A 26,816-nucleotide genomic window follows, 5' to 3' on the forward strand; every position below is an offset into this window, starting at 1 on the left:
AAGGAAAGGTGAAGGACCGGGGCCGTTTCATCGTCAGAAGCAACGTGGCGCGCCTTCGGATCCTCGCCTCGCCGGAAGGTGTGGGGCGCTTGTGGGTTCTCTGCTTCGCCGCCAGATGGCAGCGCCGTGACTGCGGTGCTTCTGAACGCCTCAGGTCGTGTCGCTGCACCATCGCCGGGACGCCGTCGACGGCGCGCAGGAGGTCGCGGGTTTCGTCGGTGAGGCTCTCCGGCCGCGGGCGGCGTGGCCCGCGTGCGTGGCGGCCGGCGTCGGCGAGCCGGTCGAGGTGCTCGCGTTCGTGGTGATCGAGCAGGAGAGCGCGGGCGATCGCGTCGCGTACCTCGGCCGATGCCCCTCGGGACTGGCCCTGTTCCAGCCGGGCGTAGTACGAGACGCTGACGCCCGCCAACTGCGCCAGTTCCTCGCGCCGGAGGCCGGCCACTCGTCTGCGGGGCCCCAGGTCACGCAGGCCGACGTCCTCGACCCCACCCCATCCCCCGCCTGGCTGGCTGGCTGGCTGGCAGCCCAAGTACACGGCGCCTGGGTCGCGTTCGCCCGCACCGGGGGCCCGGGTCGGGCCCCCTACGACCCGCAGTGACCCACCGTGGAAATCCTGGGCGAAGAGATAACCGGCTGACCGGCCCGCCTCAGCTCGGTGGCCGATGGGCCACCCGGTGGCCCCCGTCGTGAGATGTGGCCACGGAATCCGAGACCCCACAGCGCTGCTGGCGTTCTGCCGCCGGAGCGGGGGGTGCCTCTATGTTCTTCGTCAACCGTGCGGAGGGCTTCGGTCCGGGTTCGATGTTCTCGGTAGGGCATGTGAGATTGTCTGGCTGTGTCGGAGTCGATGATCGGGCTGCAGGCGGCCTTGGATGGGGCGTTGTCCCCTTGTTCGTCGCTGCGTGTTCGTGCAGGGCGTGACCTTGCGCCCTTCGCTGCCGCCCCTGAGGCTGCGGAAGTGTTGTTGGGTCTCCTGCTGGACGTCGCGGACACGGCAGTGACTCGACGGACGGCAGAGGCCCTGGCCCGGGTGGGGACGGTGGCTGCGGTGCGACTTATCGCTCTGGCACTCGCCGAAGCCGACGACGGTCATGCGGATTGGATGCAGACCGGGGTGCAGGACGTGCTCTGGATGCAGACCGGGGTGCCTGACGTCGCGGCAGTCTGCGTGCAGCTCGCTCGGGACGGGGAGACGGCTGTCCGTCAAGGTGCCGCGGAAATCTTGGCGTGGGCGGGCGACGCAACACGCTGACGTCGGCTCCGGCGGCTGCTGGATTGTTGTGCTGGCGGGTCGAGGTGCTGGTGGGCTGGTCATGCGACGGCTGCTTCGGGGGCTCGTGATTCGTAGAAGGTGCCGTCGCGGAGCATGGCGAACAGGACGCTGATGCGCTGGCGGGCGAGGCGCAGGAGTGCTTGGGTGTGGGTTTTGCCGCGGGCGCGGTGCTTGTCGTAGTAGGTCCGGGAGGCTGGATCGGCGTTCATGCAGGCGAAGGCGGAGAGGAACATGGCGCGTTTGAGCTGTCGGTTTCCTCCTCGGGGTGCGTGTTCGCCGTGGATTGAGGTGCCTGAGGACTTGGTGGTGGGGGCGAGGCCGGCGTAGGAGGCGAGGTGGGCGGCGCTGGGGGAGGTTGGTGCCGTCGCCGACGGTGACGAGCAGCACGGCGGCGGTCCTGACGCCGACGCCCGGCATCGAGGTCAGGACCTGGGAAAGAGGGTGGGTGTAGCTCCTTTCAAGGGACAGGCTGAGCTGGGCATTCGCCTGACCGGCCGGGCTGAGCACCGCATAGATCGTTTCGAAACCGGCAGGTCACGCTCGGGGCTGGGCCAAGACTGACTGCCTGGAAGCCAAGGATCGCGGCGATGCCCTCCTGGGGACCTGGTTCGATCACCCGGTCACGCGCCAAGCCGCAGTTCACGCAGGTAGGGCCGCCCCATGAAGGAGCTGCACCCAACAGGGTTCGCGTTCACGGCGCGCGGGGTTCGGCGGCACCTCCACCGTCCTTACGCCGTGTCCTTGAAGTAATGGCCGTCCTCGATGTCTGCGATCAGCTCGGGGTGCGCGGGAACCCAGCCGAAGCGTTCTCGGGTCAGCGCGCTGGACGTCGGGTTGTCGAGCGACACCAGTGGGGCGAGAAGGCCGAAGTGGCCGCTCGCTTCCTCGGCCGTCAGACTCACTGCCGGAAGCTTCAGCTGACGGCCGATGGACTCGGCGATGTCCCGGAACCGCACACCCTCCTCCGCGACCGCGTGCACCGGAGTGCCGGGCGGGGCGGATTCCACGGCCAGCCGGAACAGGACCGCGGCATCCCGCCGGTGCACCGACGACCAGCGGTTCGCCCCCTCGCCGATGAAGGCCGAGACACCCTTCGCGCGAGCGATACCGATCAGCATCGAGACGAACCCGCGCGCGTCCCCCCGACCGTGCACGGTCGGCGCCAGCCGTACCGACGACGAGCGCACCCCGCGCCCGCCCAGGGCCAGAACGTACGTCTCAACCGGGAGCCGCAGGCCGGTGAGGGCATTGGGAACAGCCGGGGTCTCCTCGGTCAGCACCTGTCCCGGCGTGCGGCCGATGACCCCCGAGGTGGCCACGAAGGGCTTGCCGGTCTGCTCCAACTCCGAACCGATCGCCTCCACAGCATTCAGCTCGACCCGCGCACGAGCGGCAGAGTCGGTGGTCTCGGAGATGTGCTGGTTGGCGGCGAAGACCACACCGTCCGCCTCCGCCGCGCCGGCGCGCAAGCTGTCCAGGTCACCGAGGTCACCACGGTGCACCGCAATGCCTGCCCTGGCCAGAGTCGCGGCTGAGGCATCGGAACGGGCGAGACCCACGACCTCGTGGCCAACTTGCAGCAACTCACTCACGATGGCCGATCCGACGTACCCGGTTGCCCCTGCGACGAAAATACGCACGATGAGAATCCCCCGATGATTTCAAGTGGCCCGCCGCACGGCGCCGGGTTCGTACCTCGACGGTAGAAGCGGCAGGAACACGGCGTCCAAGACCTGTTCCGCACCACGCGATACGGATCAGGTATCACGATTACGATGCAGGAGTGCCCACAGCCCACGTACCCCCGGTCGACTTCGACCTTCGCCTGGTGCGGTACTTCACAGTCGTGGCCGAGCACGGCAACTTCCGCCGCGCAGCGGCCGAACTGCGGCTTGCACAACCGTCGTTGAGCCGCCAGATCCAGAGCCTCGAAAAGCGGTTGGGCGTCCGCCTGCTCGACCGCACCACCAGGGGCTGCCGCCTCACCGCGGCCGGACAGGAGTTCCTGCCCCAGGCGGAAGCACTCCTGCGCTCCGCGGAACTGGCAGCGACGACGACCCGCGCCGCAGCGGCATCCGGCGCCGTCACCATCGGGTACGTGGGCGGACTCATCATCACCCCCGCAGTACGCGAACTGCGCAGCCGCCACCCTCACGCCCAGGTCACCACGCTGCACCTGGACTGGAGCGATGTCCACACGGCCCTGCTCGACCACCGCGTGGACGCGGTCATCGCCCGAGAGCCGTTCCCGACCGACCGGCTGCGGGTGACGCCCCTGTACCAGGAGCCCCGGGTGCTCCTGATGCCGACAACGCACCGCCTCGCGGGCAGGGAGTCGGTCACCCTCGACGACTTCGCAGACGAACCCCTCATCCGCTACCCGGACCCCGCCTACGACGCCTTCTGGCGCCTCGACCCCCGACCGGACGGACGCCCGGCACCCGACGGCCCGCTGGTGGAGGCGCACGCGGACAAACTCGAATCCATCGCCGGCGGCCAGGCCATCGCCCTGGCACCGGCCGCCGACGGGAACAGCACGCCCAGGCACGATCTGACGACCGTTCCCGTCCAAGGAATCGAACCGTGCGACGTGGTGATCGCCACCCGCACCCGCGAGCACAACCGCCTGGTGTCGGCCTTCCTCGAAACAGCCCGATCGCATCTCACCGGTCGCGACATACCCCGAAGGGCGTAGCTCCTTCATGGGACGGGCCCACCTGCGTGAACTGCGGCTCGGCGCGTGACCGGGTGATCGAACCAGGTCCCCAGGAGGGCATCGCCGCGATCCTTGGCTTCCAGGCAGTCGATCTTGGCCCAGCCCCGAGCGTGACCTGGCGTTTTCGAAACGATCTATGCGGTGCTCAGCCCGGCCGGTCAGGCGAATGCCCAGCTCAGCCTGTCCCTTGAAAGGAGCTGGATGCGGATCCTCTGGGGGGACTGTTGAGCTGGGGTTACGCTGATTCGGGTGTGGGCGGGGTGCTGGCGTCTCTACCGTTCGGGTAGAGGAGGCGGTGCTGGATGGGGTCGTTGTTCGGGGAAATCGAGGAACGCCGAGCCGCTGTTCGGGCCCGAGTGGAGGAGATCGAGGGTGAGATCGCCGCGTTGACGGCCCGGCTGGAGGCTGAGCGGAGCCGGCTGGAGCGGTTGACCGTGACGCGGGAGACGTTGGAGGAACTCGCGGCCGAGGGGGTGAGTGTCGATGCGGTCGCGCCGGAGGTGCGGGAGCCTGTGAACGAGGGCCAGGTCGTGGGCGTGCAGACGGTGGTGGCCTGGCGGGAGGGGATGAAGAGTGCGGATCTTCCGCCGGTCTACCGGGACATCGTGGACGTGATCGATGATGCGCCGGGCCCGGTCCAGGCCAAGCAGATCGTTCCGCGAATCGGCCTGCCGGTGCAGTACCTCAGCTACCACCACACCCGAGAACACCAGCGCACCTACCCCGACCAGTACAACTACCAACTCGGAGCCTGATCAACGACCTTCCCCGGAAAGGATCCGCACCCAAAGAGGGTGAGCCTCCAGCAGGGCGTTGATCTGGGCTTCCAGGGCCCGGCGCTGTTCATGGACGGCCGCGAGGGAGCGAGCAAGGGAGGGGACGACGGTGTCGAGGGTGCCGGTCCCGGGCACGACGACGGTCTGCTCGTCCAGGGCGTCGAAGACGTCGTCGATCAGCCGGGTGGCCTTGCGTGGGGCCTTGGGGCGGATGAGCTCGACGAGGCGTCGGCGGCCGGCTTTCCGCAGAGCTGCGGGGGAGCCGTGGCGTTCCAGCAGCCAGGTGACGGCCTGATGGTCGAGGCGTGGCCCGAGTACGCGTTCCAGGCTGGGGTGGAACTGGGTGAGCAGGCCGCGTATCCGGTTGGAGGTGCGGGTGGCCTCAGCCGCGAGGTCCTGGTCGAAGCCGGTCAGCACGGTCAGTTCGGCGGTGATCTCGTCGGTCAGTTCCAGGGTGCGCAGGGTGTGCGGCATGGTGCGGGCCGCGTCTGCGATCACTGCGGCGTCCTTCGCGTCGGTCTTGGCCTCGCCCGGGTAGAGGTCGGCGATGCGACGCATGGCCAGGCCGGGCAGGTAGGCGACCTTGCAGCCCGCGTCGCGGGCGACGGTCAGGGGGAGGGCGCCGATGGAGGCCGGCTGGTCCACGATCACCAGCACGGTCCCGAACTTCGCGGCCAGCTTCTCGAAAACGGCCCGGAGCTTGGGCTCGCTGTTCGGGAGCGGCTTGACCTTTTTCCCGGCCCGCGTGAGCCCGTGACCGTGATGAGCACTCTTGCCGACGTCCAGGCCGAGGAAAACGCCCACGTCTTCGGTATCGAACATCGCGCCCCTCCAGGCGAGTTGAACGTGCTGGCCTCGGCAGTGGTGTCGTACGCGCGCATCCACGTTATGCAGACCTGCCGCCCAAGGGCTGCCCGGCATTGCGCCGGACCGGACGGTGGCCGGACCTCTCATCAGCGTCTCCGACGGCACCTCCCGGGCCCGGCGACACCACCCCCCAGGTCATCCGCTCGACAGGGGGCAACAGTCATACCGGACCCGGAGGCCAGCGGCCCCATTGCAGGACCGCGAAAAAGATAACGGGGTGGGCGCACCCCAGTGAGCCTGGCCTCGTGGTGTTCGACCGCATGAAGAACTGAAGGATCCTCCGCGGCCGTTCACGGCGAAGCCAGTGCGAAGGGTCTCGGATCTGCCGGACGGGCGGCATACTCTTGCCCGTCCGCACTATCTAGGAGAGTCATGACAAGCAGGTTCACCGAGTTGGCCGTTGACTGCCATGATCCGGAGCGGCTGGCGGCCTTCTGGTGCGCGGTCCTGGACTTCAAGGTGATCGACCGGAGTGAGGACAAGGTCGAGATCGGCTCCTGGGTGCCGACTGCCGAGGATGTCAGAGCCCGCCAGATGCCACCCACCGTGCTCTTCATCCAGGTGCCCGAAGGCAAGACCGTCAAGAACCGGCTTCACCTCGACATCAGCCCGATCGACGGCAGCACCGACGACGAGGTGACCAGGCTGCTCGGCCTCGGCGCCACCACGGCAGACGTAGGCCAGGGCCCGGACCGGAACTGGGTGGTCATGGCTGACCCCGAGGGCAACGAGTTCGACGTCCTGCGCACCCTGGCACCGCACAACTGAGAGCGGCTGCCACCACCCGGCCGGCCACGCACCGCGGTTGCCCGGTCAGTCGTGAACCTGCCCGGCTCCATGGGCACGTGAGCACCTGGGGCGGCGGCCCCTTGGGCATCGCAGCAGGGCAGCGTCGGGGTCCGGTCATCCCGCGGAGGCCCCGGGTCTCCGTCCCCATACCGTCAGCATGCCGGCCGACAGCGCGGCGCACTCGTCGGACTCCAGGTACCTGACCGCCGCGTCGATGGCCGCATCGTCGACCGAGCCGGTTGCGAGCATCGCCGCTCTGCTGCGCTCCCATGTGTCCGCCCAGAAACGGCTGATGGCACTGCCCGGCTGCAGCGGCGGCACATGGATCTCGGCGGCTACGGGCTTGAGCCCCACACCGCGCAGCAACTGCGGATACGACGGCACCCAGGAGACATCAGTGCCGATAGTGGCCCGCAGCCCTTGCCACATCGCCCGCATGACCGCGGTGTACGGCGTGCTGGGCGTCCGGTCGCTCGTCAGGTCCACCGCGTCACTGAGCACCAGCACACCGCCAGGAGCGACGAGTTCGGCCAACACGCTGATCAATCGCTCGCGTTCGGGCAGGTGCATCAGCACAAAGCGTGCGTGGACGAGCTGGAACCGGCCGGTGACGAAGTCCGGGGCAGTGATATCGGCCTCCACCACCTCGAGCCCGGACAAGGACCGCTCACTGAGAAACCGTACGTCGCGGTCCACGGCGAGCACGCTCGCCACCCCTGCCTCGTCCAGCAGCCGGCTGGAGACGGTGCCTGTGCCGGCGCCGATGTCGAGGCAGCGCCACCCGGGTCCCGCCCCGACTGCCCGCAGCCGCGCCATGGTGATGTCGTCGTAGGCGAGGGCTCCGAAGTCGATGCGTTCGCCCTCCCCCGCCTGTTCGGGACGGAAGAATGCTTCGCCGTAGCGGCCGGCTCCCGGCTCGTCCCCACGCGGAGCCGGGCTCACTCCGCCCCCGGGGCGAGCCCGTCGTCCTGGATGAGTCCCCGCGCCCGCGCTGTGAGGGACTGGAACAACCGGTCTCCGGACGGTTTCATGACCGGGCCTCTCCTTACGGTGGGCGGTGCCCGGCGGCCCGGTCCCGAGGCCGCCGCCCCACCGATCCTCCACCGGCGGCCGCCCTCGCGGCCGAGGCGCGCCGCGCCTGGGCCAATCAGCTCTGCGGGCGCGGCACACGAAGCAGCTCCACGGACCGGCCTCCCGGCGCCGGGACCGTCACGATCGCCCCCCAGCCGGGTGTTCCGCCGAGGCTGGCGCCGCCGGTGGCGTTGTGCCGGCACAGGGCCTCGGTGCCGGGGAGGTCCGGCCGGGCTCGCGGTCCCTCCGCCGTTACGATGGGGGCCGTTTGCCCGCAGGGAGTTGAAGATGCCGAGCCGTCACCCGGAGGGGACCGCCTCCAGCACGCCGTGGAACCAGACGTTCAGCCACTCGATGTGGCGGGCGAACAACGCTGTGCACCGTGCCCTGAACGAGCGGCTGCGCCCTCTCGACGTCACGATGACGCAGCTCGGGATCGTGATGACGCTCGACCAGCACGGGCCGCTGTCCGGGGCGGATCTGGCCCGGGGACAGAACATCACCCCGCAGAGCGTGACTACGGCGCTCGCGCATCTGGAGCGGATCGGGTGGATCGAGCGGCGTCCGCACGCCGTGCACAAACGGGTCCTGCTGGTCGAGCCGACAGAGGCAGGGCTACAGGGCATGGCCGAGGGCCGGGGACTTGTGGAAGCCGTCGTGGAACGGCTCTCCGACGTGGTCGGCGGGCCCGAGGAGCTGGCCCGCCTGACGCTCGGCATGCGCCGTATCGCCATCGCGCTCGACGGCCCCGACTCCCCCGTGGCCCGCATGTGGCCCGATCCCCCGACGGCCGGCTGACGGCGTTCCCTCCCGCCCTCGCCCGCGCCTCTGGTCGCAGCCATTTGAGACTTTGGCAGGCGCCTGATAACTTGGCGGCCGCGTTCGATCAGGAGGGCCGTCTCACCATGTCCGCGATACCCACCCACCACCACCGCGCTGTCGCGCGCCCGGCCCTGACCACCGTGCTGGCGTGCCTCGGAATGTTCGCCGCCTACGTGCCCATCGGCAGCGTCTCGGTGTCCTTGTCGCGCATTCAGCAGGGACTCGGTGCCTCCACGTCCGACCTGCAATGGGTCTCCGACGCCTTCATCCTGCCGATGGCTGCGCTGATCCTCACCTTCGGCCTGATCGGCGACCTCTACGGCCGCAAGAAGGCCTATCTCGCGGGCATGCTCCTGTTCGCTGCCGGCTCCGTGACCTCCCTGACCGCGCACGGCGTCGAACAGGTCTGGGCCGGCCAGGCCATCGCCGGCGCGGGAGCCGCTGCTCTCGCCTCCTCCACGCTCGCCCTGATCAGCCACGCCTACCCGGACTTCCGGGCCCGCGCCAAAGCCATCGCGGCATGGGCCGCGTCCCTGAGCATCGGCATGGCCCTCGGTCCGGTGATCAGCGGCGTCATCCTGGAGCACGCGAGCTGGCGCTGGATCTTCCTGCCTGCCGCCGTCATCACCGCCGTCACCGGACTGGTGGCAGTGCGGATGCTGGAGGACTCGCGTTCCGCCCACGGCCGTGCCATCGACGTCCCCGGCCAGATCGCCGCAGTCGTCTTCATCATCGGCCTGATCTACGGGGTGATCGAGGGGGGCGGGGCCGACGGCTGGGGCGAGACCAAGGTCATCGTCGCGTTCGCCGCAGCCGCGCTCGGCCTGGTCGCCTTCGTCGTCGCCGAACTGCGCTCCGCCTCGCCGATGCTCTCCCTGAAGCTGTTCGCGGTGCGTCCCTTCACCGGCGCCGGCGTCGTCAACGCGGTCGTCATGTTCGGGATGATCGGGTCCGTCTTCGTCCTCAGCCTCTTCTTCGGCAGCGTCCAGCAGCTCTCCGTCCTGGACATCGCCTGGCGGATGCTGGTCTTCAACGGCGTCTCCGTCGTCGCGGGCCCGCTCGTGGGGCGCCTGATGGGGAAGGTCGCGCCCGGTGTGCTGCTCTGCGCCGGCCTGCTCGGCGTCGGGGGCGCCATGCTGTGGCTGACCGGTGTGGAGACCGGATCCGGGTTCGGCGCGATGGCTGGTCCGCTCGCCCTGTTCGGCCTCGGCATGGGCTTCGTGATGACGCCGATCAGTGCCGTCGCTGTCGGCAGTGTCCCGCACCACCTCGCGGGCATGGCCGGAGCGGGCAACAACACCCTGCGCCAGCTCGGCGGTGCCCTCGGGCCCGCGGTCCTCGGTGCCGTACTCACCAGCCGGCTCACGGCGGCCCTGCCCGGCCACCTCGCGGACTCCGGGCTCCCCGTCGCCGACCAGCGGCGGGTGGGCGAGGCCCTCGCGCAGGGCGGTGTGGGCGCCGCGGGTCACCTCGGGCTCTCGCCCGAATCGACCGGCCCCGCGCTCGGCGCTGTCGGCGCGAGTTTCACCGACGCCGTCCACGTCTGCATGACCGTCGGCGCCGTCGGCATTCTGGTGGCGCTGATCGCCACGGCCACCCTGATCGGCTTCCGCCGCCCGCAGCCTGCCGCTCCGGCCCAAGCCCCCGCCCGGGAAGAAGCCCACTCCCCCGCCGAGGACCAGGGCCCGCCGGCGGAACAGTCCTGGGAAGCGCCCGTCGCCGGCTCCGCCCTCCGCGGACACATCCGCAGTTCCACCGGGACATCACGGCCCACGGTCACCCTGATCTCCATGGCGGGACGTCAGCTGGGCCGGACCGTGGCCCGTTCCGACGGCGGCTACGAGATCGCCGCGCCCGGCGCCGGCACCTACGTACTGATCGCCGCCGCCGACGGGCACCGCCCGCAGGCAGCCACCGTCGTCGTCGGCGACGAGCCGCTCACGTACGACATCCTGCTGTCCGGTGCGCGAGGCCTGAGCGGGGCCGTCAGGGGCGCCGACGGGCTGCCGGTCACCGCCATGGTGATCGTGACCGATGTGCGCGGCGAGGTACTCGGCACCGACCGGACCGGACCGGACGGGGAGTTCTCCTTCGGGGACCTGCCCGCCGGGGAGTTCACCGTCGCCGTGAACGCGGCGGGGCACCGGCCGGCCGCCGCGCCCGTCACGGTCGGCGAAGGCACCCCCGGCCGCGTGGAGATCAACCTCGCCGCGGGGGCCCGGCTCCGGGGGGCGGTACGTTCCGGTGCCGGCCTGCAGCCGCTGCCGGACGCCCGCGTCACGCTCGTCGACGCGACGGGCACCGTCGCAGCGACGGCCACAACCGACTCGGACGGCGCGTACGCCTTCGCCGACCTGGACGCTGGCGAGTACTCCGTCATCGCCAGCGGCTATCCGCCGGTCGCCACTCCGCTGCGCGTGACCGGTGCCCGGACCGACGCCCTCGACATCGAGCTGTCCCACCCGGCGTCCTGAGGACGTGACGCCGGGGCACACTGGGCCCTGGCGGCACGGCTGTTGCCCGCGAGGCGGGCCGCCGGCACGTGTCACCGCGGCGGCCGCGGTGAACTCACTTACCGCGGCCGGGACTTCGCCTCGCACGGCAGACCCGCAGATCCGCAGACCGACAGTGCCGGGCAGGTCGAGGGCGAGGCCGGTGCCCAGCCGCCCGAAGTGCTCCCGGTGTCCACCGGAGTCCGCGTGGCGAGACGCCCATTGACCAGGCAGTCGATTCATCGCTACGTTCTGCGCCATGTTGCGTACAGCTCTGCTCACCACGCGCGGTCACATCGACCTGCTGCGGGTGGCCTCCGCCGCGTGTTGTCGCGGCTGCTGACGCCCTTCCCGCCTCTGCGCGAAGCTACGTAGCTCCGTAGCTCCTACTGCCCAGCCGGCAGAGCGCCGCTTCTCCACCAGCAGCACAGGCGTGCATCCCGTCTGTCCGAATCCTTTTCCGGCCCGGCCCTCTGCCGAAGGCCGGTCAATGAGCTGCGCCTCCCCCTTTCGAGGAGACATCCATGACCGTCGACCACGCGCCGCCCGACATATCGGCTAAATCACCATCTGCTCTGCCTTTCGAATTGGAGACCGTCACTCCCGTCAGCAGCCGCAGAGGCGGACTGCGTTCCGTTCCGCGATGGGTGCGCCGCACCGTCGGCCCCCTGCTGCTGCTCGTCCTGTGGCAGGTGCTCAGCGCCACCGGTGTCCTGCATCCCGACATCCTGGCCTCGCCGGGGACCATCGCCCGCGCGGGACGGGATCTCATCGACGACGGCACACTGCCCGCCGCGATGGGCATCTCGCTGCAGCGGGTCGCTCTGGGGCTGCTGCTCGGCGGGGTGGTGGGCACCGGACTCGCGCTGGTCTCCGGGCTCTCCCGGCTCGGTGAGGACCTGGTCGACGCGAGCGTGCAGATGCTGCGCACCGTGCCGTGGGTCGGCCTGATTCCCCTTTTCATCATCTGGCTGGGAATCGGTGAGGCACCCAAGGTGGCGCTCATCGCGCTCGGTGTCGCCTTCCACCTGTATCTCAATGTGTACGCCGGTATCCGGGGCGTCGACGAACAACTCATCGAGGCCGGTGAGTCGCTGGGGCTCGGCCGGTGGGGGCTGATCCGCCATGTGATCCTGCCGGGCGCGCTCCCCGGTGCGATGACCGGGCTGCGCTACTCCCTGGCCACCGCCTGGCTGGCCCTGGTCTTCGGGGAGTCCATCAACGCCGACGCCGGCATCGGCTTCCTGATGAATCAGGCCCGCGAGTTCTTCCGTACCGACGTGATCGTCGTCTGCCTCGTCGTCTACGCCTTCCTCGGCCTGGCAGCCGATGTCATCGTCCGCACTCTGGAAAGGCTGCTGCTGCAATGGCGACCGACGTTCAAGGGCCAGTGACCTCGACGGCGGTACGGGTCGAGGGGCTGACCCGTACCTTCGACGGCCGTCCGGTCATCGACCATCTCGATCTCACCCTGCGACCTGGGGAGTTCACCGCTCTCCTCGGACGCAGCGGATGCGGCAAGTCGACCCTGTTGCGCGTACTGGCCGGGCTCGACCGTGAGATCGAGGGGACCGTCCTCGTTCCGAAGAAGCGGGCAGTGGCCTTCCAGGCGCCGCGGCTCATGCCGTGGAAGCGGGTCTGGCGCAATGTGCTGCTCGGCCTGGAAGGCCATCCCGAACGGGCCGTCGCGGAGAGCGCGTTGGAGGAGGTGGGACTGACACACCGCTCGGGTGCCTGGCCCAAGACGCTGTCCGGCGGCGAGGCCCAGCGTGCTTCTCTCGCCCGAGCACTGGTACGCGAGCCGGATCTCCTGCTGCTCGACGAACCGTTCGGCGCTCTCGACGCGCTGACCCGGATCAAGGCCCAGCAGCTGGTGGCGGAGTTGTGGCAGCGACGCGGCTGCGCCGTGCTGCTGGTCACGCACGACGTGGACGAGGCGCTGCTCCTCGCCGACCGTGCCCTGGTCATGCGGGACGGAGTCATCGCGTACGAGACTCCCGTCGCCCTGGACCGCCCCCGTTCCGCGGGAGATCCCCGGTTCGCCGAGCTGCGTTCCCGTCTGCTCACGGAGCTGGGCGTCGACGAGCCCGCCCCCACCCTCTGAACGACCCCGGCGCCTCGGACCGCCGGGCCCGCACCCATCCGGAAGAGAGACATACGTCCATGCGACGCCCATACCTGCCCGCGCTCCTCCTCCCCCTGTCCCTCCTGCTGGCCGCCTGCGGCGGTGCGTCCTCCGCGAATACCGGGGGCGCACCGGGCGACGGTACCGACGGGTCGGGCAGCGTCACGCTCAACGTCGGGGATCAGAAGGGCGGCAGCGAGGCCGTTCTGCGGGCTGCCGGAGAGCTCGACCACCTCAAGTACAAGATCAAGTGGTCGACCTTCACGTCCGGTCCCCCGCTGCTGGAAGCCGTGAACGCCAAAGCGGTCGACATCGGTGGTGTGGGGAACACCCCGCCGGTCTTCGCCGCGGGTTCGAACTCGAAGATCGCCATCGTGGCTGCCTCCCACGGCTCGTCGCGGGGTGAGGCGATCCTCGTCCCCAAGAACTCATCGCTGAAGTCCGTCGCCGCGCTCAAGGGCAAGTCGATCGCCGTGGCGCAGGGCAGTTCGGCCCACTTCGAGCTGCTCGCCTCGCTCAAGCGGGCGGGGCTGAAGATCAGTGACGTGAAGGTGAAGTATCTGCAGCCGGCCGACGCGCTCGCCGCGTTCAGCCGCGGCAAGGTCGACGCCTGGGCGGTCTGGGACCCGTACACCTCGCAGGTGCTCAAGACCGCGCAGGGCCGCGTCCTGACCACCGGTCAGAATGTCGTCAACGGCCTTTCCTTCCAGGTGGCCTCGCCCTCGGCGCTCAAGGACAAGCAGAAGTCCGCGGCGGTCTCCGACTACCTCACCCGTCTCAACCGGGCACAGTCCTGGGTCTTCAAGCACCCCGAGGCCTGGGCCAAGGTATGGGCGAAGGAGACCGGTCTGCCGTACGACGTGGCACTCGCCGCGGTGAAGCGCACCAACGGGACGCGGGTGCCCGTTGCCGTGGACGACGCGGCGGTCGCCTCCGAGCAGAAGATCGCCGACACCTTCTCCGCGCTGAAGCTGATCCCCCGCCGCTTCTCGTTCAAGGACTACGTCGACCGGCGCTTCAACGGCACCCTTCCGCCCTCCACCACAGCACCTCTCTCCTACGCAAAGGGTTCATCCTCATGAGCGTCCACCTGAACTGGTTCCTCCCCACCGGCGGCGACGGCCGCACCCTGGTCGACCGGCACGCCTACACCGACGGCGGCATCAAACGTGACCGCATCACCCCGGTCAGCGGCGTGCGCGCGCCCGACATCGAGTACCTCGCACAGATAGCCAAGGCCGCCGAACAGCTTGGGTTCGAGGCCGTGCTCACGCCGACCGGAACCTGGTGCGAGGACGCCTGGCTGACGACCGTGGCACTCGCGCAGCACACCGAGCGGCTGAAGTTCCTGGTGGCGTTCAGGCCCGGCGTCATCTCCCCGGTACTGGCGGCCCAGATGGCGGCGACGTACCAGCGCATCACCCGGGGGCGACTGCTGCTCAACGTGGTGACAGGGGGCGACTCCACCGAGCAGAAGCGCTTCGGTGACCATCTGGACCACGATCGCCGGTACGAGCGGACCGCCGAATTCCTCTCGGTCGTGCGCGGTGCGTGGAGCGGGAAGCCGTACGACTTCGACGGCAAGCACTACCAGGTCGAGGGCGGGCTGACCGCGCTGCCGCCGGACCCGCTGCCGGAGATCTTCTTCGGCGGTTCGTCCCCGGCGGCGGGCCCGGTGGCCGCCGAGCACGCGGATGTGTACCTCACCTGGGGCGAACCTCCCGCTCAGGTGAAGGAGAAGATCGACTGGATCCGTGGACTGGCCGAGGAACGCGGGCGCACCGTGCGGTTCGGTATCCGGTTGCACACCATCTCCCGGGACTCCGCGCGCGAGGCGTGGGCGACCGCGGACAGGCTGCTCGACGACCTCGGCCCCGAGACGGTCGCCGCTGCCCAGCAGGCGCTCGGCAAGAGCGAGTCGGTCGGTCAGCAGCGGATGCTCGCGTTGCACGGCGGCTCGCGCGACAAGCTGGAGATCTCGCCCAATCTCTGGGCGGGTGTCGGGCTCGTGCGCGGTGGTGCCGGTACCGCGCTGGTCGGCAGCCACGCCGATGTCGCGGACCGGATCGAGGAATACCACGCGCTCGGTATCGAGCACTTCGTGTTCTCCGGCTACCCGCATCTGGAAGAGGCGTACTGGTTCGGTGAGGGCGTACGGCCCGTACTGGCGTCCCGCGGTCTGCTCCCGGAGCTGGCGGCCACCGGCGCTCCGATCCAGTTCGCGGGTGGTCGCTGACCCGGACGTTTCGCACCCCGGGTCTGTCGGCGCGAGCTGTGGACGCCGGGGTGCGACGTGACCGTTCACGGCGTGTCATGGGCTCCTGGCGCGGTACGTGTGGCGGCGATGGTCAGGCCCTCCAGCGAGGCCGCGCCCAATGGGCTTCCGGCGAGCCGGGCCGCGTGGATGGCGGCTCCGATCACCGGTTCGAAGAGCGGCTGACGCAGCTCGTAGGCGGCGTCGTACGCGCGCAGCCCGGCAGCGAAGGCCTTCAGCACGGGGGCCGAGCTGAAGACCCCGCCGGAGTACGAGACCGGGACGGTCTCACCCGGTGTGAAACCGAGGCGGCGACGTGCGCTGTCGGCCAGCAGAGCCAGCTCGTACCCCGCATCCGACAGGATGGCGGCGGCATGGGAGTCGCCGAGTCCGGCCGCCTCGGTGATCAGCGGGCTGAGAGCCGCGATGTCGCTGCGCCGGCCCCGCCATCGGTTGAACACCGTGTCGATCAGGTCGAGGTCCGGCCCGGTCTTCAGACCGCGGCGCAGTACACCGGCGAGCGGGCCCTCCGGGAGCCGCCCGTCACTCATGCGGGAGAAGACGTTGAGTCCTCGGACAGCGATCCAGTAAGCGGACCCCTCGTCGCCGAACAGCTCGCCCCAGCCGCCGGTGCGGACGCCGAGCCCTTCGCGCTCGCCGTAGGTCATGGATCCCGTGCCGCTGATGACGTTGATGCCGTCCGCCGCGCCGAGGGAACCGGCCCAGCCGCAGACCATGTCGTTGTCGCAGGAGTACCGGTGGTGTCCCAGGGCGCTGTGGGGGGCGGCGTCCAGTGCTGCCACATCACCGGAGGACTCGCCGTAACCGGGCAGCCCGAAGAACGCGTGCCCGATGTCCGCGGGCTGGATTCCCGCATCGGCACACAGGGAGGTGATTCCCTCGGTCAGCACCCGTTCGACATGGCGCACTCCGTCGGTGGAGTCGCCCGAGAAGTAGTAGGCACCGGCGCCGAGCGCTCTGGCCACCAGTCTTCCGGACGTGTCGATCAGGCTGAAGGCGGTCTTGGTGCCTCCCCCGTCCACACCCAGGAACACAGTGTCTCCGATCGATGGTCGTCGCGGTATCAGTTCACGGCCAGAGTGTGGACGTACCCGGCTCAGTGCCCCAGTGTGGCCCTCAGTTCGGGCGGCAGCAGGTCCCCGTGGGCGCGCACCAGGTCGTCGCACAGATCCCAGATCCGCTCCACCGGGAGCGCGGCCGCCGTCGCCGGGTCCGTCATCGCCGCGTGGCGGATGTGCCGGGGCTCGCCGTCCGTGGCCGCTCGTACGACCAGGTCGTTGACGCTGGTGTAGGTACGGTTGAGGGCGGCACACTGCGGAGGCAGGGCGCCGACGCGGGTGGGCTGTACTCCCTGGGAGTCGACCAGGCACGGCACTTCGACGACGCTGTCGGCGGGCAGGTTCTCGATGAGGCCGCGGTTGGACACATTGCCGTAGACGGTACGCGGGGTGCCGGTGACCATGCTGTGGATGATCTGCGGCGCGTACTCCATGCTGGCGTCGACCGGCAGATCGGCGCCCGAGGCGAGGGCTTCGCGGGTCTGTTCGTAACTGGCGACGTTCTCCTCGATGATGTCCAGGTAGGCGCCGACCGGCAGACGAAGTCGCTCGATCTCACTGTCGTGGTGCAGATACCAGGGCACGTACTCGGAGGAGTGCTCGCTGGTCTCCGTGGGGTAGTGGCCGAGCCTGCGGTACATGTCCACGCGTACGCGCCGCAGCAGTCCGGGGTCCTTGGCGATGGCATCGTCGAGGAGCGGATAGAGGTCCCTGCCCGCTTGCTCGAAGCGCAGTACCCAGGCCTGGTGGTTTACTCCTGCGGCGAGATACGACACCTCGTCGAAGGGCACACCGACCAGTTCGGCGAGGTCGTGCATGGTCCAGTGCACCGAGTGGCACAGTCCTACGGTGCGCAGCGCGGGCGCGATCCGGTTCAGGTAGAGGACGTTCATCGCCATCGGGTTGGTGTAGTTCAGCAGCCAGGCGTCCGGGCAGAGTTCGGACATGTCGGCGGCCAGCGAGCGCAGTACGGGGAACGTGCGCAGCGCGCGGAAGATCCCGCCGATGCCCAGGGTGTCGCCGATGGTCTGGCGCACTCCGTATCCAGCGGGCACCGCGAAGTCGGTGCGGGTGGCCTCGTTCATGCCGACCTGGACCATGTTGATGACGAACGTGGCGCCTTCGAGCGCGCTGCGCCGGTCGGAATGCGCGGTGATCACCGGCCGGGCGCCGCGCTCGGCGGCTATCCGGTGGGCGGCGCCTTCGGCTGTGGCCAGCCGTTCGGCGTCGATGTCGTGCAGGGCGATGTGGACTCGCGTGAGCTCGGGAAACGCGAACAGGTCGGCCAGCAGCCCCTGGGTGAACACCACACTGCCGGCGCCCACGAAGACAATCTTCACCGCCGTACGGCTCGTGCTCGTACTGGTCGTGCCGGTCATGAGGAATCCTCCTGGTTCAAGGTGGCGGACCGGGCACCGGCCCGGATGGGCCGGATCGCCGCGGAGCCGCCGGGTACCGCGTCGTGGCCGACGTCGCCGGTCACGAGCAGGTCGAAGGCGGAAGGCACTGGGCGTCGCACGCCAGGAGCGACTTTGCGGACACGGCCCAGGCTTCCCGGGAATCGGATACGCACGGCGAAAGCCCCCGTACGGAATGGAAAAGGTTCACGCCGGGATGACAGAAGTCAGCCCTTGAGCCCGCTCGACGTGAGGGACTGGACAAAGGTCTTCTGGGCGATGAGGAAGGCCACCAGTACCGGCAGCACGGTGATGAGGTTGCCCGCCATGACCGCCGACCACCGCGTGTGGTGAAGGCCCTGGAAGGTGGTGAGTCCCAGCTGGAGTGTGTACTGGCTGTCGTGGTTGATCGCGATGAGCGGCCAGGACAGATCGTTCCAGGTGGCCAGGAACGTCAGGACCGCGACGGTGGCCAGCGCGGGACGGGCCAGTGGCATGACGATCGAGAACAGCACCCGCAGCCGTGAACAGCCGTCGATCCAGGCCGCTTCCTCGATCTCTCTGGGCAGCGCGAGGAAGAACTGCCTGAACAGGAAGACGGCGAACGGTGTGACGAGCGAGGGCACGATGAGCGCGCCCAGCGTGTCGATCAGCCCAAGCTCCTTCATCACCAGGAAGGTCGGGATCATGGTGAGTTGGAACGGGATGACCATCGTCGCGAGCATCAGCCCGAGCAGCAGCCGCGACCCGGCGAATCGCATCCGGGCGAACGCATAACCGCCGAGCGACCCGAGCAGCAGATTCGACAGCACCGTGGTGACCGCGACGACGAAGGAGTTGGCGAACCAGCGCGGGAACATGGCGTTGCCCAGGACGTACCGGTATCCCCCCAGGTCGATGCCGTGCGGCCACAGCGCGGCCGGGAAGCGATTGATCTCGGCATCGCTCATCACCGAGCTGAGAACCAGCCAGAGAAGGGGCAGCGCGAACCCGAGCGACAGGGGCGCGAGCACCAGGTGCCAGGCGCTGAAGGGCAGCCGCCTGCGTCGTGCTGAGCCCCCTTCGGCCGGGGCTGCGGCCCGGCGCGCCTCGCGCACGGCCAGGGAAGCGGTCATACGGCGGCTCCTTCCGTACGGTTCTGGCGGCGCCGGTGAAGATGGAGCGCGGCGCCCGCGAGGAGCAGGGCAAGGGCGAGTACGTAGGCGGCCGAGGCCCCGTATCCGGCGGTGAACAGCTGGAAGGCCTGTGCCCAGACGAAGTAGACGATGACGGTCGTCGATCCGAGCGGCCCGCCCTTGGTGGTGACGTAGACCAGATCGAATACCTGGAGGGCAGCGATCAACTGCCACAGCAGCAGGAAGACGGTGACCGGTGTGAGAGTCGGCAGGGTGATGTGACGCAGTACGGTCCAGCGCCCCGCGCCGTCGAGGCGGGCGGACTCGACGAGTTCGGGCGGCACGTCCTGCAGCGCGGCCAGATAGACGATGACGCAGAATCCGACCCCGCTCCACAGCGAGATGATCACCAGCAGAAACAGTGCCTGTCCCGGATCGGACAGGAAGCCCTGCGGGGAGATTCCGAGCGTGTGCAGCAGGGAGTTGGCGACGCCGAAATCCGGGTCGAGGATAAAGGAGAACAGCACGCCCTGGGCCGCGGCCGAGACCACGAAAGGGATGAAGATCAGGGTGCGGTAGAGGCCGATGAACCTGATCCTGCGGTTCAGCGCCAGGGCCAGTGCCAGGCCGCCCACCAGGCTCAGCGGCACGTACAGCGCCGCGTACACAAGCGTGTTCTCCACGGCGGTATGGAAGTTGGGGTCCTGTACGAGGGCGCGGTAGTTGTCCAGGCCGACCCAGCGGCCCGGGGTGACCAGGTCGTCGGCGCGGAAGGACAGCAGCAGGGACCAGATGACCGGAACGATGCTCAGGCCGATGATGACGACGACCGAGGGGCTGATGAAGCCCCATGCGGTGGCGGACTCACGGCGTGCTCGACGGCGGCTCGCCCGGGGCCGGGCCGCCGCGTCGCGAGCGGCGGGCGCGAGGGTGACCGCTCGGGGCAGTTGCGACATGACGGCCTTCCTCATCTCGGTATCAGCAGGGCGGCGTTGGCCTTGTCGGCGCAGGTCCGCAGTGCCTGTGCCGGGGACCTGTGCCCCAGGAGTACGGCGACGACGGCCTCGCCGAGCGCCATCGAGATCTGCGGGTACGCCGCGTGGATGGGTCGGACCCGCGCGGATGCGAGTGCGTCGGTGAACACCTGGAGGCCGGCCGTCCGGTGGGAGTGCTGCTTCCACTCCGCCCGCCGCGCGGTGGCGGTGCTCAGCGGGAGGCTGCCGGCCCTGATGTCCCAGCGGGCGTCCCGCGCGGGCTGGATCAGCCAGCTGACGAACTCGACGGCGGCGCGGGAGCGTGCGGAGCCGTTGTCGAAGACGGTCCAGGTGTCGGGGCCCGAGATGGTGACGGCGTGAGCGTTGTAGGTGGGCAGGGGCACCACGCCATAGTCGATCTTCGCGGCGGTGATGTCGGGAAGCTGCCACGGCCCGGTCGCCACCATGCCCATCCGGCCGCTCCCGAAGACCTTGTACATCTGCTCGCTGCCGGGCTTGGAGTCGATGTAGACACTCCTGTCCTCGGCCAGCCGCGCAAGTGTGGACAAGGCCCGCACACCCTGACCGGCGAAGCCGATACTGTGCCCGTCGTCCGCGACGATGTCGCCGCCCAGGTCCCAGATCATCGGCCACATCCGCCAGGTGGTGTCCTCGTCACCGACACCGGGCCAGCCCGTGCCGAAGACCCCACGGCCGGGATCGGTCAGCTTGGCGGCGGTCTGCAGGAATTCGTCCCAGCTCCAGCCCGCCCTGGGGTACGGAATACCGGCTCTGCGGAACAGCTCCTTGTTGTAGACGACCGCCAGCGCGTCGAGTACCGCGGGGGCGGCCCGCACCTTCCCGTTGAGTGTGACGGCCTCCCGCACCGGAGCCCAGTAGTCCGCCCACGGTGTCGCTCCGCCGCGCAGCTGCGAGGTCAGGTCGACCACGCGGGGGCTGCGGGCGACGCTCGCCAGGTCCGAGCCGAAGATGTAGGCGATGTCGGGGTACGAGCCCGACGCCAGCGCGGCAGTCACCTTCTGCAGCATGGCGTCGGCGAGCACCCCGCCGCCGCCCGCGTCCACCCGGATCCGCGGATGGGTGCGATTGAACTCCGAGACCAGTGCCTCAAGGGCCTTTCTGCCGGTGTCGGTCTGGCCGTGCCAGAGCTCGACGGTGACCGTGCCGTCGGCGCCGACGCCGCCGGCTTCGGGGTCCGCGCAGCCGCTGACGAGCGCCGCACCCGCGGTGCCTGCGGCGAACGCCGCCCCACCGCGCAGCAGTCGGCGGCGGTCGAGTGATCCCGGGGCACCCCGGATACGGGTCATGACGTACTCCTTGCAGACGCGCGGGGAGGGGCGGACGGGCTACGGAGCGGGTGGCGCGTCAGCAGGTCTTGCGGACGTATCCACCGGTGCCCGGCGTGCTCACGTCCACGTCCCGGCGCACGATGCTGAGCCGGCTGCCCCAGCCCGCGCAGGCCTTCTGCAGGCCTTCGGAGTCGTACTCGATGACGATCACGTGATCGCCGAAGGCTGCCGTGTAGTCCCCGCACTCGTCGTACCGACCGCACTCCTCGGCGACCGCGAAGTCCAGGCCCGTCTGGGTCCTGCTGCCCGCGAGCGGCACAGTGTTCTTCTGGCCGATGGCCAGGTTCCTCGAGTGTGCGTGGGCGGACAGCAGGGTGATGAAGGCCTTGGCGTTGCTCGACGTGAGCAGCCCCTTGGAGCGGGTGTAGCTGTCGTAGTTGTCGGGCTCGATGGCGTTGAAGCCCTTACTGGCGCAGCCGTCGATCCACCCGTTGACCTTGGCGGCAACCCGGTCGCGCTTGGCCGCCGTGCTGATGTCCAGCAGTGCCTCGCCCCAGTCCGGGTCCTCGACGACGTTGCCGTTCGCGTCGCGCAGCAGCAGGTCGGACGGCCACTGCCCCTCCTCGCCCGGCTGCACCTGGAAGGCGTTGACGTAACAGATGTTGTACAGCCCTGGCGCAGGGGAGTCCGAACGGTCACGGCTGACGACCTGCACCCCTGCCGGTGGGGTGTAGGCGCCGCCGATCTGGTAGTCGAACCCCGCGTGCACCGGGGGCAGCGCCACGGTGGCGGCGCCGGCCTGAGATGCGGAGCCGGCGGCGAGTGTGGCGGCCATGGTCGCGGTGGCCAGGACGGCGGCCGCCCAGGGGCGACGGATACGGGAAACGGTATTGACGGGCACGGTGAGCTCCATCAATCGCGGGTACGACCCCGCCTCGGACGCTACTGCGATCCTGGCGACTTTGGCCGGGCTTGGGATGGAGTCCACTACCGGCTGGGCGCACCTCTGAGTGCTGGGCTGCATACCCGGGCACTGGCAGGATCAAAGCGCGCGAGGATGCTCACGTCAAGGGCTTCAGCCGGGTCGAACGAGCAGTTCTGCGCAGAACTGCTCAGAGATACGCTGTAGTTATGCTCAAGGCTGACCGGCTGAATCGCATCATCGATCACGTCTCCGCAGCAGGCAGCGCGGATGTCCACGCCCTGGCCGAACTCCTCGGCGTCTCCGGCGCCACCGTCCGCCGTGACCTGCAGTCACTGCACGAGCAGCGGCTCGTGCAGCGCACCCATGGCGGCGCCGTTCCGGTGGAGCTGGAACTGCCGCTGCGCCATCGCGCCGGCCGTCAGCAGGACCAGAAGCAGCGCATCGCCGCGACAGCGGCAGCGCTCGTACCGGCAGGCGCCGTGGTGGGATTGACCGGTGGCACGACGGCCACCGAGGTCGCGCGGGTGCTGGCCGCCCGCGGTGGTCTCACCGTGGTGACCAATGCGGTCAACATCGCGGCGGATCTGGTCGTACGGCCCGACATCAAGCTCGTCGTCATCGGGGGCGACGCCCGCTCCGAGAGTTACGAACTGGTCGGACCCGCCGCCGAACGGATGCTGGACGAGTACCACCTGGACATCAGCTTCATCGGCGTCGACGGCCTCACGGTCGCGCAGGGCTGCAGCACTCACGACCAGATGGAAGCGCACACCGACCGGGCGTTCCTGCGCAACAGCACACGTACCGTCGTGGTCGCGGACGGCACAAAGATCGGCAAGGTCACCTTCGCCAGGATCTGCCCGGTCGTGGACATCAGCGCGGTAGTGACCGACAGCGGCGCCGACGAAGCGGAGCTTGCCGCCGTCCGGGCGCTGGGGGTCGAAGTCCTCGGCGTATGACCGGTGAAGCGCCTCCCGTCGGGAACTGCGCCCCGCACGGACGCACAGGCCTCGACGGGTGGCAGTGCATCGGGTGGCACAGCGCGTGCTGTGCCACCCGATCCCCCGGGTCCCTCAGGCCGGCCGCCCGGACAACACCCGCACCGCAGGGCGGCTGCGCGTCTCCGGTGCGCTCACCGTGCCGTACCCGGCGCCGAGGTTGCGCCCACGGTGACCTGCAGTCCGCCGTCGGTGCGGTAGCCGCCGGCGGCGGTGGCCGAGGCCAGCAACCGGTCCAGACCGTCCGGCGCACCCGGTGCGGGAGTCACCTGCCATGAGGTCCGGGGACGGGCCCCCGGCCGCGCGGTGTCGAAGGTGGCCGGGGTCAGCGCCTCGGCCGTCCAGCCGGGCGGAACCTTGAGGCCCAGCTCGACATGGTGCAGGGTCTGGTTGCCGCCCGCGGTGAGCGTCGTGGTGACCACGCCGCCGTGCACGGGATCGAGGGCCGCCGGCGCCCGCGCGGTGACGGCCCGTGTGCCGGTGGAGCGCCGCAGTGTGTAGGTGCCGTGCAGCGGGAGGCTGCGGGAGGAGTCGCCGACGAACAGGCGGTAGGTACCGTCGTCGGTCTTCCAGGCATGTGTGCCGCTGTCCCAGGTCTGCAGATCGGACGGGCCGAGCGTGAGAGTGACGCGCTGCGACATGCCGGGCCGGAGCGTGACCCGGCTGAATCCCTTGAGCTCCTTGGGCGGTTCACCGGAGCCGTCCGGATGGCCCACGTAGAGCTGAGCCACATCGGAGGCTGTCCGGGTGCCCGTGTTCCGCACGGTCGCCGAGACCTTCACCGGCCCCGCGGCGTTGGCCGCGCCCGGTGATACGGCCAGATCGCTGAAGGAGAACGTCGAGTAGCTCAGGCCGTAGCCGAAGGGGAACAGCGGTGTCAGATGGTGCTCGTCGTACCAGCGGTAGCCCACGTTCAGGCCCTCGGTGTAGTGGTAGTTGGTGGTGTTCGTGGCAACGTCGACGGTGCCGGGGTAGCGGGAAGGGTCCGCGGTCGGCAGCTGGTCCATGCTCGCCGGCCAGGTCTGCGGCAGCTTGCCGGACGGGTCGACGTCTCCGAACAGGACGGAGGCCAGGGCCGTGCCGTTCTGCTGGCCGCCGTACCAGGACTCCAGTACGCCGTCGACCGAGCCGAGCCAGGGCATGAGCACCGGTGCGCCGGTGTTGAGGACCACGACCGTGTGCGGATTGGCGGCGGCGACGGCCTCGATCAGGTCGTCCTGGGCTCCGGGCAGGGTGAGATTCTGCCGGTCGCCGTCCTCGCTCTCGTCGTCGTTGACGACGACGACCGCGACGCTGTCCCGCTTGGCGGCGGCTGCTGCCGCCTTGATCGCATCGGTGTCGGGCGCCTGCCATCCCAGGGTGACGTAGCCGTTGGCCGGCGGGCTGGTGGGGGTGCCCGCCACTGGGCCGCTGGGCCCGTTGACCGGCTGGTAGTTCTCGACCGTGACCGGCGTCCTGGCTCCGCCCTTCAAATGGACTGCCGAGACGCCGGGGCCGTACTGCGCCCAGTCCTGAAAGACCGGCCGGCCCCCGACAGTCATCCGGATGCCACCTGTGTTGGCCATGGAGAACGTGTACGTACCGGTGACCGGTGCGGTGAGGTAGCCCTTCCAGCGGACGGAGAATCCCGCCGGGTTGACTCCGGGGCCGGGTGCTTCGGTGTAGTGGTCGTCGACAGTGGGCTCGACGCGGGTGAGCGCGGGCGAGCCGGACAGGTCCAGGTTGTTGTAGTAGCTGGCGGTCAGGCCCTGTTGACCGTCGGCGGTGGTGAAGCGCGCGGCGGGAACGGTGGGCAGCTTGTCGTTCACACCCGGCACGTGCACGCTCGACCGGCCGCCGATGGCCCTCTGGCCACCGCTGCCGTCGGCCGTGTAGGCGTTGAGTTCGGCGATCGACCACCAGCTGTCGGCCGACCCGGTCTGCACGATCTTGAGGTAGCGGGCCTGCCGGGCCCCGAACGTCGCGGTGACGGCCTGGCCGGTGCCGGTGCCTTCGGCTACGGGGGCGCCCCAGGTCGTGCCGTCGGTGGACAGGTAGATCCGGTATCCGCGGGCGTAGTCGGTGGAGTTTCCGGCATCCATGGTGATCCGGTCCACCTGGTGCGAGCTGCCCATGTCGGCGGTGACCCACTGGCCGTCCGTCATCGGGGCGCCACTCGACCAACGGGAGGCAGCGTCGTCGTCGAACATGTTGCCCGGCTGATCGGAGCCGCCGGCAGAGGAGGAGGCCGCCCCGATCCAGGAGCCGACATGGTCGACCCTGGTCGTGCCACCCGCGCGCTTGGCGATACCGTCGGCGATCGTGACGACTGAGGACGAGTCGGCCGGTACGTGTGAACTGCCGCCGCCCCCGGTGATCGGAGCAGCCTTCGCCGCCTCGCCGATCACTGCGACGGAGGGTGTCGACGCGGTGTCCAGTGGAAGCAGACCGCCCTTGTTCTTCATCAGGACGGTGCCCTTCGCGGCGGTGTCCCGCGCCGTGGCGACGTGTCCGGGCGTCGTCGCGGTGGCTGAGGGGGAACCGGCCGCGGAGTCGAAGAGGCCGTAGGCGAACTCCTCGGTGAGCAGCCGGGTCACCTTGTCGTTCAGCACCGCCATGCTGACCCGGCCCGAGCGTACGGCGTCCGAGAGAGGCTGCCCGAAGTTGCCGGGGGCGGGCATGTTCAGGTCCAGTTCGGCGTTGGCGGCCTGGACCGTGCTGCGGGCACCGTCCCAGTCGGTGACCACGAATCCGTCGAAACCCCAGTCCTGCTTGGCCTTCTCCTTCAGCAGGGTGGCGTTCTCGTTGGCGTGGACGCCGTTGACCAGACTGGTCGCAGCCATGATCGACGCGGCGTGGCCGTTCTGCACGGCCTGCTTGAACGCCGGGTAGTAGACCTCGTTGAGAGTCCGTTCGTCGACGATCGCATTGCCGTTGTTGCGGTTCTGCTCGGTGTCGTTGGCCACCAGGTGTTTGAGGTCCGCCATGACACCCTTGGACTGCACGCCCTTGACGTACTGCGTCGCCATCTCGCCGGCCAGGTAGGGGTCTTCGCCCGCCATCTCGAAGGCCCGTCCACCGCGCGGATCCCGCAACAGGTTCACATCAGGTCCCAGATTGACCCCGATGCCCTTCGTCTTGGCCTCGGCTCCGACCACCTGCCCGTACGCCCGCTCCGCCGACGGGTCCCAGCTGGCCGCCGCGGCCACCGGCGCCGGCATGGCTGTCGTTCCGCCCATCACCACGCCCGCGCCGCCGTCGTTCAGATTCAGTGCGGGTATGCACAGTCGCGCGATGCCGGCCACCACCCCCGCGTATCCCGGCAGTTGGCTTCCGTGCGTCATCGACAGCTTCTCGTCGGTGGTCATCCGGGCCAGCACCTCTGCGGCGCGCTGCCCGGACGAGGCAGTCGACCCCACCCAGGGACAATCCCCGGACGCAGCACCCGGCGCACCCGCGGCTGCGGGCAACTGGCCCGCTGTCACCGTCAGCAGCAGCGCGGCCGTCAGGCCGCCGGCTGCGATCCCGGCCCGCCGCCGCCTTCTTCGCCCTGCAGCGGCGCGGTCGGGTCGGTTCTCCTCACCCGGCACGGACATGCTTGATCCCCTCTGGCGTTCGCCGCACGATGACACCGCGCGCTGAAATAGAACGTTTCAACCAGGCCGCACAGAACGTAAGGCGCGACTAGCGACAGGGCAAGGGGTGACGCGGTAAATAGGGGTATGCATCGTGGCCTAGACTATTTGAATCGTTATTGAAATCCTGACAGTCCGGCCATTGCAGGCGAACAACGTCGGGGCTGCCGGTGCGTTCGGTCCGGCTGGAGTCCGTTCCGGCCGGCGCGGGTGGTCCCC

The 26,816-nt window shown here is 69.5% G+C and carries 21 protein-coding genes and 3 pseudogenes; 12 read left to right on the forward strand and 12 right to left on the reverse strand.

Translation table 11 applies throughout. The features are described 5' to 3' along the window. Positions 1-166: 166 nt before the first annotated feature. Positions 167-535 (reverse strand): annotated as a pseudogene (locus tag OG584_RS05745) (helix-turn-helix domain-containing protein); the annotation flags it as partial. 300 nt (positions 536-835) lie between these two features. Between OG584_RS05745 and OG584_RS05750 the strand changes: the two are divergent. Beyond that, complete coding sequence (locus OG584_RS05750; protein ID WP_405775659.1) at positions 836-1,252, forward strand: hypothetical protein; 417 nt, start codon at positions 836-838, stop codon at positions 1,250-1,252. A gap of 59 nt (positions 1,253-1,311) precedes the next feature. Here OG584_RS05750 and OG584_RS05755 read toward each other — a convergent pair. Then, a pseudogene (locus tag OG584_RS05755) lies at positions 1,312-1,717 on the reverse strand (transposase); the annotation flags it as partial. 284 nt (positions 1,718-2,001) lie between these two features. After that, entirely contained in the window at positions 2,002-2,913 is a 912-nt protein-coding gene (locus OG584_RS05760) for an SDR family oxidoreductase (protein ID WP_405775661.1), read from the reverse strand. A gap of 143 nt (positions 2,914-3,056) precedes the next feature. Between OG584_RS05760 and OG584_RS05765 the strand changes: the two genes are divergently transcribed. Next, complete coding sequence (locus OG584_RS05765; protein ID WP_405775663.1) at positions 3,057-3,968, forward strand: LysR substrate-binding domain-containing protein; 912 nt, start codon at positions 3,057-3,059, stop codon at positions 3,966-3,968. Positions 3,969-4,291: 323 nt separating this feature from the next. Further along, the gene (locus OG584_RS05770; RefSeq protein WP_405775665.1) at positions 4,292-4,744 is read left to right on the forward strand and encodes a hypothetical protein; all 453 of its coding nucleotides are present in this window, start codon (positions 4,292-4,294) and stop codon (positions 4,742-4,744) included. Between the two features lie 33 nt (positions 4,745-4,777). Here OG584_RS05770 and OG584_RS05775 read toward each other — a convergent pair. After that, positions 4,778-5,587 (reverse strand): annotated as a pseudogene (locus OG584_RS05775) (IS110 family transposase); the annotation flags it as partial. A 417-nt stretch (positions 5,588-6,004) separates the two neighbouring features. Here OG584_RS05775 and OG584_RS05780 point away from each other — a divergent pair. Then, positions 6,005-6,400, forward strand: coding sequence for a VOC family protein (locus tag OG584_RS05780; protein WP_405775667.1), 396 nt, complete (start codon positions 6,005-6,007; stop codon positions 6,398-6,400). A 135-nt stretch (positions 6,401-6,535) separates the two neighbouring features. Here the strand turns inward: OG584_RS05780 and OG584_RS05785 are convergent, their stop codons facing one another. After that, positions 6,536-7,363, reverse strand: coding sequence for a class I SAM-dependent methyltransferase (locus tag OG584_RS05785; RefSeq protein WP_405775669.1), 828 nt, complete (start codon positions 7,361-7,363; stop codon positions 6,536-6,538). A 417-nt stretch (positions 7,364-7,780) separates the two neighbouring features. Here OG584_RS05785 and OG584_RS05790 point away from each other — a divergent pair, with 417 nt between their 5' ends. The 7 genes from OG584_RS05790 to OG584_RS05820 all read left to right on the forward strand — a co-directional run bounded on the left by OG584_RS05790 (position 7,781) and on the right by OG584_RS05820 (position 15,167). Then, a complete protein-coding gene (locus OG584_RS05790) occupies positions 7,781-8,290 on the forward strand; it encodes a MarR family winged helix-turn-helix transcriptional regulator (protein ID WP_405775671.1) in 510 nt (169 codons plus the stop codon). Between the two features lie 107 nt (positions 8,291-8,397). Beyond that, complete coding sequence (locus OG584_RS05795; protein ID WP_405775673.1) at positions 8,398-10,788, forward strand: MFS transporter; 2,391 nt, start codon at positions 8,398-8,400, stop codon at positions 10,786-10,788. A gap of 277 nt (positions 10,789-11,065) precedes the next feature. Next, on the forward strand, positions 11,066-11,149 hold the full coding sequence (locus OG584_RS05800) for a putative leader peptide (protein ID WP_356832488.1): 84 nt from the start codon (positions 11,066-11,068) through the stop codon (positions 11,147-11,149). A gap of 181 nt (positions 11,150-11,330) precedes the next feature. After that, positions 11,331-12,200, forward strand: a complete 870-nt coding sequence (locus OG584_RS05805; RefSeq protein ID WP_405775675.1) for an ABC transporter permease — start codon at positions 11,331-11,333, stop codon at positions 12,198-12,200. After that, a complete protein-coding gene (locus OG584_RS05810) occupies positions 12,173-12,910 on the forward strand; it encodes an ABC transporter ATP-binding protein (RefSeq protein ID WP_405775677.1) in 738 nt (245 codons plus the stop codon). Before OG584_RS05805 ends, OG584_RS05810 begins: the two co-directional genes overlap by 28 nt. A 59-nt stretch (positions 12,911-12,969) precedes the next feature. Further along, on the forward strand, positions 12,970-14,013 hold the full coding sequence (locus OG584_RS05815; RefSeq protein ID WP_405775679.1) for an ABC transporter substrate-binding protein: 1,044 nt from the start codon (positions 12,970-12,972) through the stop codon (positions 14,011-14,013). Continuing rightward, positions 14,010-15,167, forward strand: coding sequence for an LLM class flavin-dependent oxidoreductase (locus tag OG584_RS05820; RefSeq protein ID WP_405775681.1), 1,158 nt, complete (start codon positions 14,010-14,012; stop codon positions 15,165-15,167). The genes OG584_RS05815 and OG584_RS05820 overlap by 4 nt, the downstream gene beginning before the upstream one ends. 65 nt (positions 15,168-15,232) lie before the next feature. Here the strand turns inward: OG584_RS05820 and OG584_RS05825 are convergent, their stop codons facing one another. The 6 genes from OG584_RS05825 to OG584_RS05850 form a co-directional block, all read right to left on the reverse strand. Continuing rightward, positions 15,233-16,228 (reverse strand): N-acetylglucosamine kinase, encoded by a 996-nt coding sequence (locus tag OG584_RS05825; protein WP_405775683.1) that lies wholly within the window; start codon positions 16,226-16,228, stop codon positions 15,233-15,235. Positions 16,229-16,302: 74 nt separating this feature from the next. Then, on the reverse strand, positions 16,303-17,643 hold the full coding sequence (locus OG584_RS05830) for an alpha-glucosidase/alpha-galactosidase (RefSeq protein WP_405775685.1): 1,341 nt from the start codon (positions 17,641-17,643) through the stop codon (positions 16,303-16,305). Positions 17,644-17,888: 245 nt separating this feature from the next. Beyond that, positions 17,889-18,776, reverse strand: coding sequence for a carbohydrate ABC transporter permease (locus OG584_RS05835; RefSeq protein WP_405775686.1), 888 nt, complete (start codon positions 18,774-18,776; stop codon positions 17,889-17,891). Continuing rightward, complete coding sequence (locus tag OG584_RS05840) at positions 18,773-19,732, reverse strand: carbohydrate ABC transporter permease (RefSeq protein WP_405775688.1); 960 nt, start codon at positions 19,730-19,732, stop codon at positions 18,773-18,775. The genes OG584_RS05835 and OG584_RS05840 overlap by 4 nt, the downstream gene beginning before the upstream one ends. Before the next feature lie 11 nt (positions 19,733-19,743). Beyond that, positions 19,744-21,078: an ABC transporter substrate-binding protein gene (locus OG584_RS05845; RefSeq protein WP_405775690.1), complete on the reverse strand. Its 1,335-nt coding sequence runs from the start codon at positions 21,076-21,078 to the stop codon at positions 19,744-19,746. A gap of 58 nt (positions 21,079-21,136) precedes the next feature. After that, positions 21,137-21,973, reverse strand: a complete 837-nt coding sequence (locus tag OG584_RS05850; protein WP_405775692.1) for an endo alpha-1,4 polygalactosaminidase — start codon at positions 21,971-21,973, stop codon at positions 21,137-21,139. 218 nt (positions 21,974-22,191) lie between these two features. On the opposite strand from OG584_RS05850, the gene OG584_RS05855 reads away from it, so the two are divergent. Beyond that, a complete protein-coding gene (locus tag OG584_RS05855) occupies positions 22,192-22,944 on the forward strand; it encodes a DeoR/GlpR family DNA-binding transcription regulator (protein ID WP_405775694.1) in 753 nt (250 codons plus the stop codon). Positions 22,945-23,117: 173 nt separating this feature from the next. On the opposite strand, the gene OG584_RS05860 is transcribed toward OG584_RS05855, so the two are convergent. Beyond that, the gene (locus OG584_RS05860; protein ID WP_405775696.1) at positions 23,118-26,381 is read right to left on the reverse strand and encodes a glycoside hydrolase family 3 C-terminal domain-containing protein; all 3,264 of its coding nucleotides are present in this window, start codon (positions 26,379-26,381) and stop codon (positions 23,118-23,120) included. Positions 26,382-26,816 lie beyond the last annotated feature (435 nt).

Origin of the sequence: Streptomyces sp. NBC_00859 (assembly GCF_045161865.1) — a bacterium.
Lineage (GTDB): Bacteria > Actinomycetota > Actinomycetes > Streptomycetales > Streptomycetaceae > Streptomyces.

Bases quoted from the DNA above. Each gene is read 5' to 3' on its own strand.
- OG584_RS05770 (WP_405775665.1), top strand. From the start codon at position 4,292: ATGGGGTCGTTGTTCGGGGAAATCGAGGAACGCCGAGCCGCTGTTCGG.
- OG584_RS05780 (WP_405775667.1), top strand. From the start codon at position 6,005: ATGACAAGCAGGTTCACCGAGTTGGCCGTTGACTGCCATGATCCGGAG.
- OG584_RS05790 (WP_405775671.1), top strand. From the start codon at position 7,781: ATGCCGAGCCGTCACCCGGAGGGGACCGCCTCCAGCACGCCGTGGAAC.
- OG584_RS05795 (WP_405775673.1), top strand. From the start codon at position 8,398: ATGTCCGCGATACCCACCCACCACCACCGCGCTGTCGCGCGCCCGGCC.
- OG584_RS05800 (WP_356832488.1), top strand. From the start codon at position 11,066: ATGTTGCGTACAGCTCTGCTCACCACGCGCGGTCACATCGACCTGCTG.
- OG584_RS05805 (WP_405775675.1), top strand. From the start codon at position 11,331: ATGACCGTCGACCACGCGCCGCCCGACATATCGGCTAAATCACCATCT.
- OG584_RS05810 (WP_405775677.1), top strand. From the start codon at position 12,173: ATGGCGACCGACGTTCAAGGGCCAGTGACCTCGACGGCGGTACGGGTC.
- OG584_RS05815 (WP_405775679.1), top strand. From the start codon at position 12,970: ATGCGACGCCCATACCTGCCCGCGCTCCTCCTCCCCCTGTCCCTCCTG.
- OG584_RS05820 (WP_405775681.1), top strand. From the start codon at position 14,010: ATGAGCGTCCACCTGAACTGGTTCCTCCCCACCGGCGGCGACGGCCGC.
- OG584_RS05830 (WP_405775685.1), bottom strand. From the start codon at position 17,643: ATGACCGGCACGACCAGTACGAGCACGAGCCGTACGGCGGTGAAGATT.
- OG584_RS05835 (WP_405775686.1), bottom strand. From the start codon at position 18,776: ATGACCGCTTCCCTGGCCGTGCGCGAGGCGCGCCGGGCCGCAGCCCCG.
- OG584_RS05840 (WP_405775688.1), bottom strand. From the start codon at position 19,732: ATGTCGCAACTGCCCCGAGCGGTCACCCTCGCGCCCGCCGCTCGCGAC.
- OG584_RS05845 (WP_405775690.1), bottom strand. From the start codon at position 21,078: ATGACCCGTATCCGGGGTGCCCCGGGATCACTCGACCGCCGCCGACTG.
- OG584_RS05850 (WP_405775692.1), bottom strand. From the start codon at position 21,973: ATGGAGCTCACCGTGCCCGTCAATACCGTTTCCCGTATCCGTCGCCCC.
- OG584_RS05855 (WP_405775694.1), top strand. From the start codon at position 22,192: ATGCTCAAGGCTGACCGGCTGAATCGCATCATCGATCACGTCTCCGCA.